The sequence below is a fragment of the Streptomyces sp. PR69 genome, from assembly GCF_026420845.1.
GTDB lineage: Bacteria > Actinomycetota > Actinomycetes > Streptomycetales > Streptomycetaceae > Streptomyces.
In genome coordinates this window covers 268,482-288,340 of the sequence record NZ_JAOWCB010000003.1, presented here as the reverse complement: position 1 = coordinate 288,340, position 19,859 = coordinate 268,482, and the positions used below count along the sequence as shown (strand labels likewise).

General features: G+C 71.5%; 16 protein-coding genes. All 16 read left to right on the top strand.

What is annotated here, in order from left to right; all coding sequences use genetic code 11:
* Window positions 1-420 precede the first annotated feature (420 nt).
* The 16 genes from OF819_RS04575 to OF819_RS04500 all read left to right on the top strand — a co-directional run bounded on the left by OF819_RS04575 (window position 421) and on the right by OF819_RS04500 (window position 19,805).
* Entirely contained in the window at window positions 421-2,559 is a 2,139-nt protein-coding gene (locus OF819_RS04575; RefSeq protein WP_416370472.1) for a DUF5941 domain-containing protein, read from the top strand.
* Window positions 2,556-3,305: a phosphocholine cytidylyltransferase family protein gene (locus OF819_RS04570; protein ID WP_267242018.1), complete on the top strand. Its 750-nt coding sequence runs from the start codon at window positions 2,556-2,558 to the stop codon at window positions 3,303-3,305. The genes OF819_RS04575 and OF819_RS04570 overlap by 4 nt, the downstream gene beginning before the upstream one ends.
* Window positions 3,293-4,354: an iron-containing alcohol dehydrogenase family protein gene (locus tag OF819_RS04565; RefSeq protein ID WP_267242017.1), complete on the top strand. Its 1,062-nt coding sequence runs from the start codon at window positions 3,293-3,295 to the stop codon at window positions 4,352-4,354. Before OF819_RS04570 ends, OF819_RS04565 begins: the two co-directional genes overlap by 13 nt.
* The gene (locus OF819_RS04560; protein ID WP_267242016.1) at window positions 4,332-5,111 is read left to right on the top strand and encodes a CDP-alcohol phosphatidyltransferase family protein; all 780 of its coding nucleotides are present in this window, start codon (window positions 4,332-4,334) and stop codon (window positions 5,109-5,111) included. The genes OF819_RS04565 and OF819_RS04560 overlap by 23 nt, the downstream gene beginning before the upstream one ends.
* Window positions 5,112-5,131: 20 nt before the next feature.
* Window positions 5,132-6,004, top strand: a complete 873-nt coding sequence (locus OF819_RS04555) for a glycosyltransferase family 2 protein (protein ID WP_416370471.1) — start codon at window positions 5,132-5,134, stop codon at window positions 6,002-6,004.
* Window positions 6,005-6,083: 79 nt separating this feature from the next.
* Window positions 6,084-7,013: an ABC transporter permease gene (locus OF819_RS04550; RefSeq protein WP_267242014.1), complete on the top strand. Its 930-nt coding sequence runs from the start codon at window positions 6,084-6,086 to the stop codon at window positions 7,011-7,013.
* Window positions 7,006-7,800, top strand: a complete 795-nt coding sequence (locus tag OF819_RS04545; protein ID WP_267242013.1) for an ABC transporter ATP-binding protein — start codon at window positions 7,006-7,008, stop codon at window positions 7,798-7,800. Before OF819_RS04550 ends, OF819_RS04545 begins: the two co-directional genes overlap by 8 nt.
* Window positions 7,801-8,142: 342 nt before the next feature.
* Window positions 8,143-9,081, top strand: a complete 939-nt coding sequence (hpnC, locus tag OF819_RS04540; protein ID WP_267242012.1) for a squalene synthase HpnC — start codon at window positions 8,143-8,145, stop codon at window positions 9,079-9,081.
* 8 nt (window positions 9,082-9,089) lie between these two features.
* Window positions 9,090-10,028, top strand: a complete 939-nt coding sequence (hpnD, locus tag OF819_RS04535) for a presqualene diphosphate synthase HpnD (RefSeq protein WP_267242011.1) — start codon at window positions 9,090-9,092, stop codon at window positions 10,026-10,028.
* A gap of 79 nt (window positions 10,029-10,107) precedes the next feature.
* The gene (hpnE, locus tag OF819_RS04530) at window positions 10,108-11,496 is read left to right on the top strand and encodes a hydroxysqualene dehydroxylase HpnE (protein WP_267242010.1); all 1,389 of its coding nucleotides are present in this window, start codon (window positions 10,108-10,110) and stop codon (window positions 11,494-11,496) included.
* The gene (locus OF819_RS04525; protein ID WP_267242009.1) at window positions 11,493-12,611 is read left to right on the top strand and encodes a polyprenyl synthetase family protein; all 1,119 of its coding nucleotides are present in this window, start codon (window positions 11,493-11,495) and stop codon (window positions 12,609-12,611) included. The genes hpnE and OF819_RS04525 overlap by 4 nt, the downstream gene beginning before the upstream one ends.
* A gap of 147 nt (window positions 12,612-12,758) precedes the next feature.
* A complete protein-coding gene (gene shc, locus OF819_RS04520; protein WP_267242008.1) occupies window positions 12,759-14,768 on the top strand; it encodes a squalene--hopene cyclase in 2,010 nt (669 codons plus the stop codon).
* Window positions 14,768-15,454 carry a 1-hydroxy-2-methyl-2-butenyl 4-diphosphate reductase gene (locus tag OF819_RS04515; protein WP_267242007.1) on the top strand — a complete coding sequence of 229 codons (687 nt, stop codon included), beginning with the start codon at window positions 14,768-14,770 and terminating at the stop codon, window positions 15,452-15,454. Before shc ends, OF819_RS04515 begins: the two co-directional genes overlap by 1 nt.
* Before the next feature lie 5 nt (window positions 15,455-15,459).
* A complete protein-coding gene (gene hpnH / locus OF819_RS04510; RefSeq protein ID WP_267242006.1) occupies window positions 15,460-16,482 on the top strand; it encodes an adenosyl-hopene transferase HpnH in 1,023 nt (340 codons plus the stop codon).
* Between the two features lie 36 nt (window positions 16,483-16,518).
* Window positions 16,519-18,402 (top strand): 1-deoxy-D-xylulose-5-phosphate synthase, encoded by a 1,884-nt coding sequence (gene dxs / locus OF819_RS04505; protein ID WP_267242005.1) that lies wholly within the window; start codon window positions 16,519-16,521, stop codon window positions 18,400-18,402.
* A complete protein-coding gene (locus OF819_RS04500) occupies window positions 18,399-19,805 on the top strand; it encodes an aspartate aminotransferase family protein (RefSeq protein WP_267242004.1) in 1,407 nt (468 codons plus the stop codon). The genes dxs and OF819_RS04500 overlap by 4 nt, the downstream gene beginning before the upstream one ends.
* The last annotated feature ends 54 nt before the right edge of the window (window positions 19,806-19,859 follow it).

The window sequence follows — 19,859 nt, the reverse complement described above, 5'->3', positions numbered from 1 at the left end:
CTCCCCGGTCGTCGGAAATGATCTGCCGGAACCTCAGTGAACTACGGGTGGGGGGTATCCGCCAAACATGGCGCTGAACACCGTTGTCATCTCCTCTGACCTGCGGAGACGTCTCCAGGTCAGCTCCGTGTGACGACACCCGTCCGACTTCCGTCCGACTTCCGGCCGACTCCCGGCCGACGGCCGCGCCAGGCCGCCGCGCCAGGCGGCCGCGGGGAAGGCGCGCGGCGGCCGTACGGGGGCGGTTTGGAGGCCGGGGTGATCATCGACGATGATGAGCCGGCGGGCCTCCAGGGCGTGAACGACCGGTGAACCCCCGCCCGTGTTCATCCGATAGCCTCAGCCGGCGCGCGTCCTCCCGTGGCACGGCCCCGAGCCGCACCGCGCACCAGCACCGCCAGCTCCAAGGAGTGAGTTCGTCTGTCGACCGCCATCCTCACCGGCACGCCGGTACCCGGATCGTCGCTCGAGGGCGATCTGCGGTCGCTGGGCTTCGACGTGCGGTTCGCCTCCGGCGCACAGGAGGCGGCCGCGCAGCTCGCCGCCGTGCCGGCCGCGGAGCGGGTCGCCGTCGTCGACCCGTGCTTCGTGGGCCATGTGCACGCCCTGCGTCTGGGGCTGACCGACCCGCGCTTCCCCGCGGCCGCGGTCCCCGGCGCCGTGACGGCCCAGCCCGCGGCCCGCGCATCGCTGCTGCGCGCCCTGCGGGAAGCCGCCGCCCCGCACCGGGCCGACCGCAGCGGCTCCCTGCCCGCGGACGGCACGGGGCCGGTCGGCCCGCCGCGCGCCGACACTCTGAGAACGGACCCGCCTGACGGCGCCGACGCGCCCTCGGCTGCTCCGGCCGCCGACAGTGTGCCCGGCAGCGGCGCTCGCGAGTACGCGGCCCGCGGCGTGGCCGACGCCTCGGCGGCGAGCACGCGTCCGCACGACAGTGCCCCGCCCTCCGGCGCGGGCACCGCTGGGCCGGCGTCCCCGGCCGTGGGCGGCGTGACGTCGGTGCACGGCGGGAACGAGCCCGCGGACCCGTCCGGCCCCGTCGCGCGGTCGGCCGTGCGCGAGAGCCTGCCCGAGCTGCTCGCGCAGGCCATGGAGGCGGGCGGAACCGCCGTGCACCGGCCCGAGCTGGGGTCGCTCGTCGCCTCCGTGCCGACCGGGCTGGAGGCACGCCACCAGGCGCGCGCCGCCGTCGAGGCCGTCGACGAGGAGGACGTACGGCTCCGTTCCGCCGTCAAGGCCCGCGACGGCTTCTTCACGACCTTCTGCATCAGCCCCTACTCGCGCTACCTCGCCCGCTGGTGCGCCCGCCGTGGACTGACCCCCAATCAGGTCACCACCGCCTCCCTGCTCACCGCGCTGCTCGCGGCCGCCTGCGCGGCCACCGGCACCCGCGCCGGGTTCATCGCCGCCGGACTGCTGCTGATCTTCTCCTTTGTGCTGGACTGCACCGACGGGCAGCTGGCCCGCTACTCGCTGCAGTACTCCACGATGGGCGCCTGGCTCGACGCCACGTTCGACCGTGCGAAGGAGTACGCCTACTACGCGGGCCTGGCCCTCGGCGCCGCCCGCGGCGGCGACGATGTATGGGCGCTCGCGCTCGGCGCGATGGTCCTCCAGACCTGCCGCCATGTCGTGGACTTCTCCTTCAACGAGGCCAACCACGACGCGACCGGGAACACTTCGCCGACCGCCGCGCTCTCCGACCGCCTCGACGGCGTCGGCTGGACGGTCTGGGCGCGCCGGATGATCGTGCTGCCGATCGGCGAACGCTGGGCGATGATCGCCGTGCTGACCGCCGCGGCCACCCCGAGGATCGTCTTCTACGCGCTGCTCGCCGGCTGCGGCTTCGCCGCCTGCTACACCACCGCCGGCCGGGTGCTGCGCTCGCTGACCCGCAGAACTGGGCCCCTCCTGCCCGATGGCGGGCAAGGAGGGCGGACTCCGCGCGCCGCCGCGGCCCTCGCGGCCCTCGCCGACACCGGCCCCCTCGCGGGCCCGGTGACACTTCGACTGCCCGGCTTGCCCGGCTTGATACCCCTCGCCGCGGCCGCCGCGGGCGCGGCCGCCGTCACCCTCGCCGCCGCGCTCACCCCGTACGGCTCCTTCTGGCCCGTCGCGGCCGCCGCGCTGTACGTCCTCACCTCCGCCGCCGCGGTCGCCCGCCCGCTGACGGGCAGCCTCGACTGGCTGGTTCCCCCGGTGTTCCGGGCGGCCGAATACGGCGTCATCCTCGCGCTCGCCGCCAACGCTCAGGTAAACGGAGCGTTGCCCGCCGCCTTCGGACTGGTGTCCGCCGTCGCCTACCATCACTACGACACGGTGTACCGCATCCGCGGCGGCACCGGCGCGCCCCCGCAGTGGCTGGTGCGGGCGACCGGCGGCCACGAGGGACGGATCCTGGCGGTCACGCTGGCCGCCGCGCTGCTGCCCGCCGCGGACTTCACCCTCGCGCTGACCGTCCTGGCCGGGGCCGTGGCTCTTGTGGTGCTCGCCGAGAGCATCCGCTTCTGGGTGTCCTCCGGAGCACCCGCCGTACACGACGAAGGAGAACCAGCATGATCGGCCTTGTACTGGCAGCCGGTGCCGGACGGCGTCTGCGCCCCTACACCGACACGCTTCCGAAGGCCCTCGTGCCCGTGGACCCCGCGGGCGACGGTTCTCTCACCGTTCTCGACCTCACCCTCGGCAACTTCGCCGAGATCGGCCTCACCGAGGCGGCCGTCGTCGTCGGCTACCGCAAGGAGGCCGTCTATGAGCGCAAGGCGGCGCTGGAGGCGAAGTACGGGCTGAAGCTCACCCTCGTCGACAACGACAAGGCGGAGGAGTGGAACAACGCCTACTCCCTGTGGTGCGCCCGTGACGTCCTCAAGGAGGGCGTGATCCTCGCCAACGGCGACACGGTCCACCCGGTTTCCGTCGAGAAGACGCTGCTCGCCGCCCGCGGCGACGGTCAGAAGATCATCCTCGCGCTGGACACCGTGAAGCGGCTCGCCGACGAGGAGATGAAGGTGATCACCGCCGAAGGCCGCGGCGTGACGCGGATCACCAAGCTGATGGACCCGGCGAGCGCCGCGGGCGAGTACATCGGCGTCACCCTCATCGAGCCCGAGGCCGCCGCCGATCTCGCCGACGCCCTGAAGGCGACGTTCGAGCGCGACCCCGACCTCTACTACGAGGACGGCTACCAGGAGCTCGTCAACCGCGGCTTCCAGATCGACGTCGCCTCCATCGGCGAGGTCGAGTGGGTGGAGATCGACAACCACGACGACCTCGCGAAGGGCCGTGAGATCGCGTGCCGGTACTGACCCGTCTCATCCCGTCCCCGGTCGTCGTCGACATCTCCCGCGGCGCCCTCGACTCACTGGCCGTGCTCCTCGCCGACCAGCGGATCTCGCCCTCCGGGAAGCTGGCCGTCGCCATCAGCGGCGGCTCCGGCCAGGCGCTGCGCGAGAGGCTCGCGCCGGCGCTGCCGGGCGCCGACTGGTATCCCGTCGCCGACGGAGCCATCGACTCCGCCGTCTCGCTCGCCGACGCCATGAAGGGCAAGCGGTACGACGCGGTCATCGGCCTCGGCGGCGGCAAGATCATCGACGTGGCCAAGTACGCGGCCGCCCGGGTCGGACTGCCGATGGCCGCCGTCGCGACGAACCTGGCGCATGACGGCCTCTGCTCGCCGGTCTCCATCCTCGACAATGACAACGGCCGCGGCTCGTACGGCGTGCCGTCGCCCATCGCCATGGTCATCGACCTCGACGTGGTCCGCGACGCCCCGATCCGTTTCGTGCGCTCCGGCATCGGCGACGCGATCTCCAATATCTCGGCGATCGCCGACTGGGAGCTGTCGCACGAGGTCACCGGTGAGCAGGTGGACGGGCTCGCCGCCGCGATGGCGCGCACCGCGGGCGAGGCCGTGCTGCGGCATCCGGGAGGCGTCGGCGACGACGAGTTCCTCACCGTCCTCGCCGAGGCGCTGGTCCTCTCCGGCATCGCCATGTCGATCAGCGGCGACTCGCGGCCCTCGTCCGGCGCCTGCCATGAGATCAGCCACGCCTTCGATCTGCTCTACCCGCAGCGCGCCGCCAGCCATGGCGAGCAGGTCGGCATTGGCGCGGCCTTCGCGATGCATCTGCGCGGCGCGACGGAACAGGCGGGGCTCTTCGCCGAGGTGCTGCGCCGGCACGGCCTGCCGGTGCTGCCCGAGGAGATCGGATTCTCCGTGGGCGAGTTCATCGCCGCCGTGGAGTACGCCCCCCAGACCCGGCCGGGCCGCTTCACCATCCTTGAGCACCTCGACCTCGCCACCGACCAGATCAGGGACGCATACGCCGACTATGCCAAGACCATCAGTTGCTGAACTCCGTCCGGTCGTCCACCCGGAGGGAGTCAAGGACCGCAGAAGCGGGGAGCACTGGGCCGGGCGCCTGTACATGCGCGAGATCTCGCTGCGTGTCGACCCGTATCTGGTGAACACCAGGATCACGCCCAACCAGCTGACGTACCTCATGATCGTGGTCGGCGTGCTGGGCGGCGCGGCCCTGCTGATCCCCGGGCTGACCGGCGCGATCCTCGCCGCCGTGCTCTTCCAGGTCTATCTGCTGCTGGACTGCGTCGACGGCGAGGTCGCCCGCTGGCGCGGCCAGACCTCGATCACGGGCGTCTATCTGGACCGGATAGGCCACTATCTCTGTGAGGCGGCCCTGCTCGTCGGTTTCGGCGTGCGCGGGGCCGATGTCCTCGGCGACGGCCGGCCCGAGTGGCTGTGGGCGTTCCTCGGCACGGTCGCCGCCCTCGGCGCGATCCTGATCAAGGCCGAGACCGACCTGGTCGACGTGGCGCGCACCCGCAGCGGACTGCCCGCCGTCAAGGACGAGGCGTCCGTGCCCCGCTCCTCGGGTCTCGCGCTCGCCCGCCGCGCCGCGGCCGCGCTGAAATTCCACCGGCTCGTCGGCGGCATCGAGGCCAGCCTGTTCATCCTCGCCGCCGCGATCCTCGACACGGTCCAGGGCGAGCTGTTCTTCACCCGCCTCGGCATCGCGGTCCTGGCGGGCATCGCGGTCCTGCAGACCCTGCTGCACCTGGTCTCCATCCTCGCCTCCAGCAGGCTGAGGTGAGGGCGGGGGAGATGAGCGAGATGAAGCTGGGCGCGGTCGTCATCACCATGGGCGACCGCCCCGAAGAGCTGCGGGCGCTGCTCGACTCGGTCGCCAAGCAGCACGGCGACCCCATCGACGTGGTGGTCGTCGGCAACGGCGCGCCCGTCACGGGCCTCCCCGAGGGCGTGCGCTCCGTGGAACTGCCCGAGAACCTGGGCATCCCCGGCGGCCGCAATGTCGGCATCGAGGCGTTCGGCCCGGCCGGCTCGGACGTGGACGTACTGCTCTTCCTCGACGACGACGGGCTGCTGCCCGACGCCGCCACCGCCGACCTGGTCCGCCAGGCATTCGACGAGGACCCGCGGCTCGGCATCGTCAGCTTCCGCATCGCCGACCCGGTCACCGGGCAGACCCAGCGCCGCCATGTGCCGCGGCTGCGCGCCTCTGACCCGATGCGCTCCTCCCGGGTCACCACCTTCCTCGGCGGCGCCAACGCGGTCCGCACCCAGGTCCTCGCGGAGGTCGGCGGCCTGCCGGACGAGTTCTTCTACGCCCACGAGGAGACCGATCTCGCCTGGCGTGCGCTGGACGCCGGGTGGGCCATCGACTACCGCGCGGACATGGTGCTCTTCCATCCGACGACGCCCCCCTCCCGGCACGCGGTCTATCACCGTATGGTGGCCCGCAACCGGGTCTGGGTGGCGCGGCGCAATCTGCCGGCCCCGCTGATCCCCTGCTATCTGGGGGTCTGGGTGCTGCTCACCCTGCTGCGGCGGCCCTCCGTGCCGGCGCTCAAGGCATGGTTCGGCGGATTCCGGGAGGGCTGGCGCACTCCTTGCGGTCCCCGTCGGCCCATGAAGTGGCGTACGGTATGGCGGCTCACCCGGCTGGGCCGACCTCCTGTCATCTGACAAGCTCGGTTCTGAGAGCATCGGGCTCACGCATCAGAGCCCGAACTGTCGCGCATCTTGAAGACGAAAGTTTCCACTTGTGAGTGACACAACCCATGACGGCGCCATCACGATGAGCCCTCCGCCATCGCCGGACGCCGGTCTGTCGCCGGCGGAGCTCGCCGCCAAATACGGACTGACGGTGAGCGGCGCCCGGCCGGGGCTCGCCGAGTATGTCCGCCAGCTGTGGGGCCGCCGCCACTTCGTCCTGGCGTTCTCGCAGGCCAAGCTCACGGCCCAGTACAGCCAGGCCAAGCTGGGACAGCTGTGGCAGGTGGTGACGCCGCTGCTGAACGCCCTCGTCTACTTCCTGATCTTCGGTCTGATCATCGGCGCCAACCGGGGGATGGGCAACGAGATCTATGTCCCGTTCCTGGTGACGGGCATCTTCGTCTTCACCTTCACCCAGACCTCCGTGATGGCGGGTGTGCGCTCGATCTCCGGCAATCTGGGCCTGGTGCGCGCCCTGCACTTCCCACGGGCCGCGCTGCCCATCTCCTTCTCCCTGCAGCAGCTCCAGCAGCTGCTGTTCTCGATGATCGTGCTGATAGCGATCGTGATGGCCTTCGGCAGCTACCCCTCGCTGTCCTGGCTGCTGGTCATCCCGGCGCTCGCACTGCAGTTCGTCTTCAATACCGGGCTGGCGATGATCATGGCGCGTCTCGGCGCCAAGACCCCGGACCTCGCCCAGCTGATGCCGTTCATCATGCGCACCTGGCTGTATGCGTCCGGCGTGATGTTCTCCATTCCGCTGATGCTCAAGGACAAGCCGGCGTGGATCGCCGATGTCCTGATGTACAACCCGGCGGCCATCTATATGGACCTGATCCGCTTCGCCCTGATCGACGGATACGGCAGCGAGAACCTGCCCGAGCATGTCTGGGCCTCCGGCCTCGCCTGGGCGCTCATCGTCGGCATCGGGGGCTTTGTGTACTTCTGGAAGGCTGAGGAGCGGTACGGCCGTGGCTGACAACACCGACAACACGTCCGGCGCCCGCGTGCCCACCGTGATCGCCGACGAGCTGCACATCGTCTACCGGGTCCACGGAGGCTCCGGCGGACGCGGCAGCGCCACCGCGGCGCTCAACCGGATACTCCGCCGCGACAAGGGCGAGTCCCGCGGGATGCGCAAGGTGCACGCCGTGCGCGGTGTGTCGTTCACCGCGTACCGGGGCGAGGCCATCGGCCTGATCGGCACCAACGGCTCGGGCAAGTCCACCCTGCTGCGCGCCATCGCCGGCCTGCTGCCCGCGGAGAGCGGCCGGGTCTACACCAACGGCCAGCCCTCGCTGCTGGGCGTCAACGCGGCGCTGATGAACGATCTCACCGGCGAGCGCAACGTCATACTCGGCGGCCTGGCCATGGGCATGTCACGGGAGCAGATCCGGGAGCGCTACCAGGGGATCGTCGACTTCTCCGGGATCAACGAGAAGGGCGACTTCATCACCCTGCCGATGCGCACCTACTCCTCCGGCATGGCGGCCAGGCTCCGGTTCTCCATCGCCGCGGCCAAGGACCACGATGTGCTGATGATCGACGAGGCGCTGGCCACCGGTGACCGCCGCTTCCAGATCCGCTCCGAGGAGCGCATCCGCGAGCTGCGCAAGGAGGCGGGCACCGTCTTCCTGGTCAGCCACAGCAATAAGTCGATCAGGGACACCTGTGAGCGCGTCCTGTGGCTGGAGAAGGGCGAGCTGCTGATGGACGGCCCCACCGACGAGGTCATCAAGGCGTACGAGAAGGAGACCGGCAAGTAGCGCCGGCGCGCCCGGAGGAAAGCCCCCGCCCCGAGCATCCAGCGGGGGCTTTTCCGCGTCCTGCCAAGAGGCGGTGTTCCGGCAATGCGGACAACACCCGCACGCAACGGAGCGCGTTGTACAACGTAAGCTGTACCGGTGCTGACGCCCGGCGGCGTGTCCGAAATAGGATGTAATGGGTCGGCAGTGTAGAACGGGAGATGTGACGGCAATGACGGGAAATCTCCAGCTTCGCGAAGTCTTCGCCGTCCCCGCGCCGGGCAGCCCGCAGTGACCGGCGCCCGGCAGCCCGCAGCGGCGGGCGCCCGCGGCCCGGGGCGACTGACGGAACCGGCCGAGGGCATGGAGAGCCCCACGGAGCACACCGTCGCCGCGCACGCCGCCCCCGGGGCCGACGCGTCCGCCACCCTCGACAAGGCCGCGCACGAGAACTTCCCCGTCGCCCCCTTCTTCCTGCCCCGCGCCTGGCGCAGCGACCTGATGGCCGTCTACGGCTACGCCCGCCTCGTCGACGACATCGGCGACGGCGACCTCGCACCCGGCGGCGCGGACGCCCGCAGCCTCGGCGTCGCCCCCGAGCGGGCAGACGACAGGCTCGCCCTGCTCGACGCCTTCGAAACCGACCTCCACCGTGCCTTCGACCCCGCAGGCGACGCGCCCGGCCATCCCCTGCTGCGCGCCCTGGTCCCCACCGTGCGCCGCTGCTCCCTCACCCCCGACCCGTTCCTCGGCCTCATCGAGGCCAACCGGCAGGACCAGCGCGTACGCCGCTACGAGAGCTACGACGACCTCGCCGCCTACTGCGAGCTGTCCGCCAACCCCGTCGGCCGGCTGGTGCTGCAGATCACCGGCACCGCGACGCCCGACCGCATCCGCCGCTCCGACGCCGTGTGCACCGCGCTCCAGATCGTCGAGCACCTTCAGGACGTCGCCGAGGACCTCGGGCGCGACCGCGTCTATCTGCCCGCGGAGGACATGCGGCGCTTCCATGTCACCGAGGCCGACCTGGCCGCCCCCACAGGGGGCGCGTCGGTGCGCGCGCTGATCGCCTTCGAGGCCGAACGCGCCCGGCGGCTGCTGGATGAGGGCGCCCCCCTCGTGGGTAGCGTCCACGGAAGGCTGCGGCTGCTGCTCGCCGGATTCGTCGCCGGGGGCCGGGCCGCCCTCGCCGCGATCGCGGCCGCCGGATTCGATGTACTGCCAGGGCCGCCGAAGGCCTCCACGGCGCAGCTGCTGCGGGAGACGGCCGCCGTTCTGCGAAGAGCCCGTAGAGAGAGGTGAGCCGGACGATGGAGTCACCGACCCAGCCGCCCGCGCCGGTCATGGCCGCATACACCTACTGCGAGGCCGTCACCGGACGGCAGGCGCGCAACTTCGCCTACGGCATCCGGCTGCTGCCGACCGACAAGCGCCAGGCCATGTCCGCGCTGTACGCGTTCTCCCGGCGCGTCGACGACATCGGCGACGGCGGACTGGACGCCGACGCCAAGCGCGAGCGGCTCGAAGCCACCCGCGAACTGCTGCAGCAAGTCCGCCGCGGCGCGGTCGGCGAGGACGACACCGACCCCGTCGCCGTCGCCCTCGCCGACGCGGCCAGGCGCTTTCCGATCCCGCTGGGCGGCCTCGACGAGCTGATCGACGGCGTGCTGATGGACGTGCGCGGCGAGACCTATGAGACCTGGGACGATCTGAAGCTCTACTGCCGGTGTGTCGCCGGAGCGATCGGGCGGCTCTCCCTCGGCGTGTTCGGCACCCAGCCCGGCGCGCGCGGAGTCGAGCGCGCCGCCGAGTACGCCGACACGCTCGGCCTCGCCCTGCAGCTCACCAACATCCTGCGCGACATCCGCGAGGACGCCGCACACGGCCGCACCTATCTGCCCGCCGACGACCTCGCCAAGTTCGGCTGCTCCGAAGGCTTCCACAGCTCCGCGCCGCCGCCCGGCTCCGACTTCGCCGGCCTGGTGCACTTCGAAGTCCGCCGCGCCCGGGCCCTGTTCGCCGAGGGGTACCGGCTGCTGCCCATGCTCGACCGGCGCAGCGGCGCCTGCGTCGCCGCCATGGCCGGGATCTACCGCCGCCTTCTGGACCGGATCGAGCGCGACCCGCAGGCTGTACTGCGCGGCAGGGTCTCACTGCCCGGCCGGGAGAAGGCCTATGTCGCGGTACGCGGACTGTCCGGGCTCGACGCCCGCCATGTCACCCGCCGGAACCAGAGGGGGCGCGCCTGATGCATCCGCGGCGCACCCCTGCAACCCGCCGCCGCCCGGCGGCGTCCCAGAATCAGGCGGCCGTCCGAGGGGAGGGCGCATGACGGAACACGACAGCCGCGCCGGACACTCGGCCGTGGTGGTCGGCGGCGGACTCGCCGGCATCACCGCGGCGCTGGAACTCGCCGGCGCCGGACTCGACGTCACCCTCGTCGAAGGCCGCCCCCGGCTGGGCGGCCTCGCCTTCTCCTTCCGCCGCGGCGAGCTCACCGTCGACAACGGGCAGCATGTCTATCTGCGCTGCTGCACCGCCTACCGCTGGTTCCTCGACCGCGTCGACGGCGCCCGTCTCGCCCCCCTCCAGCGACGGCTGGACGTCCCCGTCCTCGACGTCGCCCACCCCCGCGGCCCGCGGCTCGGCAGGCTCCGGCGCACCGCCCTGCCCGTGCCGCTGCACCTCGCCGCCAGCCTGGCCGCGTATCCGCATCTCTCCCTCGCCGAGCGGGCGAGCGTCGGCCGCGCCGCACTCGCACTCAAACGGCTCAACCCGGCCGATCCGGCACTCGACGGCATCGACTTCGCCACCTGGCTGGGCCGCCACGGCCAGTCAGGGCGCACCGTCGAAGCCCTGTGGGACCTCGTCGGCGTGGCGACGCTGAACGCGACCGCGCGACACGCCTCCATGGGACTGGCCGCCATGGTCTTCAAGAGCGGCCTGCTCTCCGAACCCGGCGCCGCGGACATCGGCTGGGCCCGCGTGCCGCTCGGCGAACTCCACGACACGCTCGCCCGCAAAGCCCTCGACTCGGCCGGGGTCCGCACCGAGCTGTCCACCCGCGTCCGCTCCCTCACCCGCACCGGTGACGGCCGCTGGCAGATCGGCCTCCGGGGAGACCAGCTGACCGCGGACGCCGTCGTCCTCGCCGTCGCCCAGCGCGAGGCGCACGCGCTGCTGCCGCACGGGGCGCTCGACGACCCCGACCGGCTCCTCGACATCGGCACCGCCCCGATCCTCAATCTGCACGTCCTGTACGACCGCACCGTGCTGCGCCGCCCCTTCTTCGCCGCCCTCGGCAGCCCCGTCCAGTGGGTCTTCGACCGCACGGACGCCTCCGGAGCCAAGGACGGCCAGTATCTGGCCGTCTCCCAGTCGGCCGCGCACGACGAGATCGACACGCCCGTCGCCCGGCTCCGCGAGACCTATCTGCCGGAGCTGGAGCGGCTGCTGCCCGCCGCCCGGGACGCCCGCGTGCGGGACTTCTTCGTCACCCGCGAACGCGCCGCCACCTTCGCGCCCACGCCCGGCGTCGGCCGCCTCAGGCCCGGTGCGCGCACCCGCGCCCCCGGCCTGTACCTTGCGGGCGCGTGGACCGCCACCGGCTGGCCCGCGACCATGGAGGGCGCCGTGCGCAGCGGACTGCGCGCCGCGGGCGCCGCTCTCGCGACGCTCGGCCGCCACCACGACCATCCGATCAAGGAGGCGGCATGAGCCTTCGCACCGGAACAAGAGGAGAGACCGTGCCCCCAGTGCCCTCGGCGCACGCTGCCGAAGACACCGCAGACAGAGCCCACAGCGTGGACATCGCCGCGCTGCTGGAGCGCGGGCGGGCGATGACCGCCCCGGTGCTGCGCGCCGCCGTGGACCGGCTCGCGCCGCCCATGGACACCGTGGCCGCTTACCACTTCGGCTGGATCGACGCCCAGGGGCGGCCCGCCGAAGGCGACGGCGGCAAGGCCGTGCGCCCGGCGCTCGCGCTGCTGTCCGCACAGGCGGCCGGCGCGCCCGCCGAGGTCGGCGTGCCCGGCGCGGTCGCCGTGGAACTGGTGCACAACTTCTCCCTGCTGCACGACGACCTGATGGACGGCGACGAGCAGCGCCGCCACCGGGACACGGTCTGGAAGGTGCACGGACCCGCCCAGGCGATCCTCGTCGGCGACGCGCTGTTCGCCCTGGCGGGCGAGGTGCTGCTGGAGCTCGGCACCGTCGAGGCGGGCCGCGCGGCCCGGCGGCTCACCGTCGCCACCCGCAAGCTGATCGATGGCCAGGCACAGGACATCTCGTACGAGCACCGCGAGCGGGTCACCGTCGAGGAGTGCCTGGAGATGGAGGGCAACAAGACCGGTGCGCTGCTGGCCTGCGCCGTCTCCATCGGCGCGGTCCTCGGCGGGGCGGACGACCGGGTCGCCGACCGCCTTGAGGCATACGGCCGCCACCTCGGCCTCGCCTTCCAGGCCGTCGACGATCTGCTCGGCATCTGGGGCGACCCGGAGGCCACCGGCAAGCAGACCTGGAGCGATCTGCGCCAGCGGAAGAAGTCCCTGCCGGTCGTCGCCGCACTCGCCGCCGAAGGGCCCGCCGCCGCCCGGCTCGGCGAACTGCTCGCCGCCGACGCCAAGAGCAGCGACGTCGAGAGCTTCTCCGAGGAGGAGTTCGCCGCACGGGCCGCGCTGATCGAGGAAGCGGGAGGGCGCGAGTGGACCGCCCAGGAAGCGCGCCGACAGCACGCCGTGGCCATCGAGGCGCTGCACTCGGTCGACATGCCCGGTCCCATCCGCGACCAGCTCGCCGCGCTCGCCGACTTCGTGGTCGTCCGCAAGAGATGAGCGACCCGCGCATACCCGCGTTCTGAGGGGGGCCGACACCGCCGAACCGAAGTTCACCGGTCCCCAGGAAGTCGCCGGCCGGCACCGCATGCGGCGTCGGCCGACGGCAGACCCAGCAGCTGAGAACGACTGCACGAAGGGGAAGCCATGACAGCGACGACCGACGGAAGCAGCGGGCCCCCCGTGGCCGGCCCCGCCGCGTCCGGCGAAGCGACCGGCATCCGTCCCGCGGCGGGCGGCGCCGGCAGTCTCGCACGGAGCGCCGAGGACGCCATGCGGCGCGCGGCCGACTGCCTCCTCGGCCACCAGGACGCCCAGGGCTGGTGGAAGGGCGACCTGCAGACCAATGTGACGATGGACGCGGAGGATCTGCTGCTGCGGCAGTTCCTCGGCATCCGGGACGACACGGTCACCGAGGCCGCCGCCCGCTGGATCCGCGGCGAGCAGCGCTCCGACGGGACGTGGGCCACTTTCCACGGCGGCCCCGGCGAACTGTCCACGACCGTCGAGGCCTATGTGGCGCTGCGGCTGGCCGGCGACCGCCCCGAAGACCCCCATATGGCGCGCGCCTCCGCCTGGATCCGCGAGCAGGGCGGCATCGCCGCCACCCGGGTCTTCACCCGCATCTGGCTGGCGCTCTTCGGCTGGTGGAGCTGGGACGACCTGCCCGAACTGCCGCCCGAACTGATCTTCCTGCCGCCGTGGTTCCCGCTGAACATCTACGACTTCGGCCAGTGGGCGCGGCAGACCATCGTCCCCCTGACCGTCGTCTCCGCGAAGCGCCCGGTGCGGCCCGCGCCCTTCCCGCTGGACGAGCTGCACACCGACCCCGCCCGGCCCCGCCCCCGCCAGGCGCTCGCCCCCGCGGTCAGCTGGCAGGGCTTCTTCCAGCGCGCCGACAAGGCCCTGCACCTCTACCACAAGGTCGCGCCGCGGCGGCTGCGCCGCATCGCGATGAACACCGCGGCCCGCTGGATCATCGAGCGCCAGGAGAACGACGGCTGCTGGGGCGGCATTCAGCCGCCCGCCGTGTACTCGCTGATCGCCTTGCATCTGCTCGGCTACGACCTCGACCATCCCGTGATGCGCGAAGGACTCGCCTCCCTGGACCGGTTCGCCGTCTGGCGCGCGGACGGCGCACGGATGATCGAGGCCTGTCAGTCGCCGGTCTGGGACACCTGTCTCGCCGTGATCGCGCTCGCCGACGCGGGACTGCCCGCCGACCACCCGGCTCTCGTCAGGGCCGCCGACTGGATGCTGGGCGAGCAGATCTCCCGGACCGGGGACTGGGCCGTACGCAGGCCCCATCTCACCCCGGGCGGCTGGGCGTTCGAATTCCACAACGACACCTACCCCGACATCGACGACACCGCGGAGGTCGTCCTCGCCCTCGGCAGGGTCAGGCACCCCGACCCCCTCCGGGTGGACATCGCGATCGCGCGGGGCGTGCGCTGGAACCTCGGCATGCAGTCAAAGAACGGCGCCTGGGGCGCGTTCGACGCCGACAACGACTCCCCCTTCCCCAACCGGCTGCCGTTCTGCGACTTCGGCGAGGTCATCGACCCGCCGTCGGCCGATGTCACCGCGCACGTCGTGGAGATGCTCGCGTACGAGGGACTGGCCGCCCACCCGAGGGCACGGCGCGGCGTCGCCTGGCTGCTCGGGCAGCAGGAGCCGAGCGGCGCCTGGTTCGGGCGCTGGGGAGTCAACTATCTGTACGGGACCGGCTCCGTCGTACCCGCTCTGATCGCCGCCGGGGTGCCCGCCGCCCATCCCGCGATCCGGCGGGCCGTGGACTGGCTGGCCTCCGTGCAGAACGAGGACGGCGGATGGGGCGAGGACCTGCGCTCCTACCGGGAGCGCCGGTGGATCGGGCAGGGCGTCTCAACCGCTTCCCAGACGGCCTGGGCGCTGCTGGCGCTGCTGGCCGCGGGGGAGCGGGAGAGCAAGGCGGCCGAGCGGGGAGCGGCCTGGCTGGCGGCGACCCAGCGGCCCGACGGCAGCTGGGACGAGCCCCAGTTCACCGGCACCGGCTTCCCCTGGGACTTCTCCATCAACTACCACCTGTACCGGCAGGTCTTCCCGCTCACCGCCCTCGGCCGCTATGTGCGCGGTGAGCCGCGCATGATCCGCGCGGGCGTCCGCGAGGGGGGCTGATGGAGACCTTCCGGGGCTCAGCCCCCGAACCGCCGGACGGCGGGCAGCCGCTGCGCGACGCGTCGCCCCTGCTGATCGCCTGCGCCCTCGGCATCGAGAAGCTCGCCCTGCGCAGCGGCGGCCGGGGCCACGGGGGCCCCGCGCCGGCGACCGTGCTGCGCACCGGCATGGGGCCGCAGAGCGCGGAGAAGTCCCTGCGCCGCGCTCTGGCCGACCCCGCGGCCGCGGCCGCGGCGGTCGTCGCCTCCGGCTTCTGCGCCGGGCTGGCCCCCGGCATGCACCCCGGTGATCTGGTCGTCGCCGACGAGACCCGGCTGGGGGACCGGGTCACCCGCTGTACGGACGCCGCCCGGCTGGTGGCGGCGGTGGCCAGGGCCGTGCCCGGCCGTACCGTGCACACCGGCCCGCTCACCGGCTCCGACCATGTCGTGCGCGGCCTGGAGAGGGCCGAGCTGAGGGCGTCGGGCGCCCTCGCCGTCGATATGGAGTCCGCCGCCACGCTCGGCGCGGCGCTGGCGGCCGGGCCGCGTCCGGTTGCGGCCGTCCGGGTGGTCGTGGACGCTCCAGAGCATGAACTGGTCCGCATCAGCACGGTACGCGGTGGAATATCAGCCTTCCGCGTTCTTCGCTCCGTCGTTCCCGCTTTCTTTGAATGGCACCGTTCTTTGCTGCTCCCCAGGAGGTGAGCCAGATGGCCATGCCGCTCCGCCAGACCATCAGGGTCGGGACCTACCTTCTTGAACAGAAACTCCGCAGGCGCGAGAAGTTCCCGCTCATCGTCGAGTTGGAACCGCTCTATGCCTGCAACCTCAAATGCGAGGGCTGCGGCAAGATCCAGCACCCGGCGGGCGTGCTCAAGCAGCGGATGCCGGTGGCCCAGGCGGTGGGCGCGGTGCTGGAGTCGGGCGCCCCGATGGTGTCCATCGCGGGCGGCGAACCGCTGATGCACCCCCAGATCGACGAGATCGTACGGCAGCTGGTCGCCAAGCGGAAATATGTGTTTCTCTGCACCAATGCCCTGCTGCTGCGAAAGAAGATGGAGAAGTTCACCCCCTCACGCTATTTCGCCTTCGCCGTGCACATCGACGGACTGCGCGAACGGCATGACGAGTCCGTCGCCAAGGAAGGCGTCTTCGACGAGGCTGTGGCCGCCATCAAGGAAGCCAAGCGGCGCGGCTTCCGGGTCACCACCAATTCCACGTTCTTCAACACCGACACCCCGCAGACCATCGTCGAGGTGCTCAACTACCTCAATGACGAGCTCCAGGTCGACGAGATGATGATCTCGCCCGCCTACGCCTATGAGAAAGCCCCCGACCAGGAGCACTTCCTGGGCGTGGAGCAGACCCGGGAACTCTTCCGGAAGGCATTCGCCGGAGGCAACCGGCGGCGCTGGCGGCTCAATCACTCGCCGCTGTTCCTCGACTTCCTCGAAGGGAAGGCCGACTTCCCCTGCACCGCCTGGGCCATCCCCAACTATTCGCTTTTCGGGTGGCAGCGCCCCTGCTACCTCATGAGCGATGGATATGTGCCCACCTACCGGGAGCTCATCGAGGAGACCGACTGGGACAAATACGGCCGCGGCAAGGACCCCCGTTGCGCCAACTGCATGGCGCACTGCGGCTATGAGCCCACCGCCGTGCTCGCCACGATGGGTTCGCTGAAGGAGTCCCTGAGGGCGGCGCGGGAAACGGTCTCGGGACCACGCGAGTGATCCGGGCGGCGACAGAGAGGGGGCGGGAGCACAGCCATGCTGGAGAACATCCGGGGACCACATGACCTCAAGGCGCTTGAGCGCGCCGAACTCGAAGAACTCGCCGAAGAGATAAGGCAGTTCCTTATCCATGCGGTGGCCAGGACCGGCGGCCATCTGGGCCCGAACCTCGGCGTGGTCGAGCTGACCATCGCCCTGCACCGGGTTTTCGACTCGCCCAGGGACAAGGTCCTGTGGGACACCGGCCACCAGAGCTATGTGCACAAGCTGCTCACCGGCCGCCAGGACTTCTCCCGGCTCAGGGCCAAGGGGGGCCTGTCCGGCTACCCCTCCCGAGCCGAGTCCGAGCACGACGTCATCGAGAACTCGCACGCCTCGACCGTTCTGGGCTGGGCCGACGGCCTGGCCAAGGCCAATGAGGTCCTCGGGCGCGACGACCATGTCGTCGCCGTCATCGGCGACGGGGCGCTCACCGGCGGCATGGCCTGGGAGGCGCTGAACAACATCGCGGACGCCAAGGACCGCCCCCTCGTCATCGTCGTCAACGACAACGAACGCTCCTACGCCCCCACCATCGGCGGCCTCGCCAACCACCTCGCCACCCTGCGCACCACCGACGGCTATGAACAGGTGCTGGCCTGGGGCAAGGACGTCCTTCAGCACACCCCCGTCATCGGCCGCCCCCTGTACGAGTCGCTGCACGGCGCGAAGAAAGGCTTCAAGGACGCCTTCGCCCCGCAGGGCATGTTCGAGGATCTCGGGCTGAAGTACGTCGGGCCCATCGACGGCCATGACATCGACGCCGTCGAATCGGCCCTGCGCCGCGCCAAGCGGTTCCACGGCCCCGTGCTGGTCCACTGCCTCACCCAGAAGGGCCGCGGCTATGCCCCCGCCCTGCTGGACGAGGCCGACCGCTTCCACACCGTCGGCGTGATGGACCCCCACACCTGTGAGCCGCTCACGCCCTCGAAGGGCCGCTCATGGACCTCGGTGTTCGCCGACGAGATCGCCGGGATCGGCGCGGAGCGGCCGGACGTCGTGGCGATCACCGCCGCGATGCTGCAGCCCGTCGGACTGACGGAATTCGCCAAGCGCTTCCCGGACCGGGTCTGGGACGTGGGCATCGCCGAGCAGCACGCCGCCGTCTGCGCCGCCGGCCTCGCCACCGGCGGGCTCCACCCGGTCGTCGCGGTGTACGCCACCTTCCTCAACCGCGCCTTCGACCAGGTGCTGATGGATGTGGCGCTGCACAAGTGCGGCGTCACCTTCGTCCTCGACCGGGCCGGCGTCACCGGCGCCGACGGCGCGTCCCACAACGGCATGTGGGACATGTCCATCCTCCAGGTCGTCCCCGGACTGCGGATCGCCGCCCCGCGCGACGCCCAGCGGCTGCGCGAGCTGCTGCGCGAAGCCGTCGACGTCGACGACGCGCCGACCGTCGTGCGCTTCCCCAAGGAGTCCGTCGGCGATCCCGTCCCCGCGCTGGACCGGATCGGCGGCATGGACGTACTGCACCGGCCCAGCCGCACCGGGGACCCCGAAGTGCTCCTGGTGTCGGCGGGCGCGCTGGCGGGGGTCTGTCTGGAGGCCGCCGGACTGCTTCAGGCGCGCGGACTCGGCTGCACCGTCGTCGACCCGCGGTGGGTCAAACCGGTGGACGCACACCTTCCGCCGCTCGCGGCACGCCACCGCCTCACCGCGGTCGTCGAGGACAACAGCCGCAGCTCGGGGGTCGGCGCGGCCGTCGCCCAGGCGCTGCGCGACGCGGAGGTGGATATGCCGCTGCGCACCTTCGGCATCCCCGAGCAGTTCCTCGCCCACGCCAAGCGCAGCGAGGCCCTCGCCGACGCGGGCCTCACCGGGGTGGAGATCGCAGGACAGATCAGCGCTGCACTGGCCGCCAAGGAGAACGCCTCATGACCTCGACGGGCGATATGACGGGCACCGGCTTCGACCTCGCCAGACTCCTCGCGGAGCGCGGCGGCGAACGCCACCGGCTGCATACCAGGCATCTCAACCACCAGCTGCCCCGCATGCTGCACACCATCGGCTTTGACAAGGTCTACGAGCGGGCCGAGGGCGCGTACTTCTTCGACGCGGACGGCAACGACTATCTGGACATGCTCGCCGGCTTCGGGGTGATGGGCCTGGGCCGGCACCACCCCGTCGTACGCAAAGCGCTCCATGACGTCCTGGACGCCTCACTCGCCGATCTGACCCGCTTCGACTGCCCGCCGCTGCCGGGGCTGCTCGCCGAACGTCTGCTGGCCCACAGCCCGCATCTGGACCGGGTCTTCTTCGGCAACAGCGGCACCGAAGCCGTGGAGACCGCGCTGAAGTTCGCCCGGTACGCCACCGGGCGGCCCAGGATCCTGTACTGCTCCCACGCCTTCCACGGACTGACCGTCGGCTCCCTGTCGGTCAACGGCGAGCCCGGGTTCCGCGAGGGATTCGCCCCCCTGCTGCCCGACACCGCGGTGCCGCTGGGCGATCTCGCCGCGCTTGAGGCGGAGCTCGCCCGCGGCGATGTGGCCGCCCTGGTGGTGGAGCCCATCCAGGGCAAGGGCGTGCACGAGGCGCCGCCCGGCTATCTGCGCGGCGCCCGGGAACTGCTGCACCGGCACGGAGCGCTGCTCATCGCCGACGAGGTGCAGACCGGGCTCGGCAGGACCGGTGACTTCTACGCGTACCAGCACGAGGACGGCGTCGAGCCCGATCTGGTCTGCGTGGCGAAGGCGCTCTCGGGCGGCTATGTGCCCGTCGGGGCCACCCTCGGCAGGGACTGGATCTTCAAGAAGGTCTACTCGTCGATGGACCGGGTGCTCGTTCACTCCGCGAGCTTCGGGTCCAACGCCCAGGCGATGGCCGCCGGGCTCGCCGTGCTGTCGGTGATCGAGGACGAGCAGATCGTCGCGGGCGCGCGGGCGGCGGGGGAGCTGCTCAAGACGCGGCTCATCGCGCTCAAGGACCGCTATGAGCTGCTGCACGATGTACGCGGCCGCGGGCTGATGATCGGCATCGAGTTCGGCGGACCGTCCTCGCTGAAGCTGCGCGGGCGCTGGGCTATGCTCCAGGCGGCCCGCAAGGGCCTCTTCGCGCAGATGGTGGTGGTGCCGCTGCTGCAGAAGCACCGGATTCTCACCCAGGTGTCCGGAGACCAGCTTGAAGTGATCAAGCTCATTCCGCCGCTGATCATCGGCGAACGCGAGGTCGAGCGGTTCCTCGCCGCCTTCACCGCGGTCATGGATGACGCCCACAGCGGCGGCGGGCTGATCTGGGACTTCGGAAAGACACTGGTGAAGCAGGCGATCGCCGCCCGCTGAGTCGGCCGTCCGCGGAGCGCTTTTGCCTCACAGGCAAGAAATTTGCCCATGAGG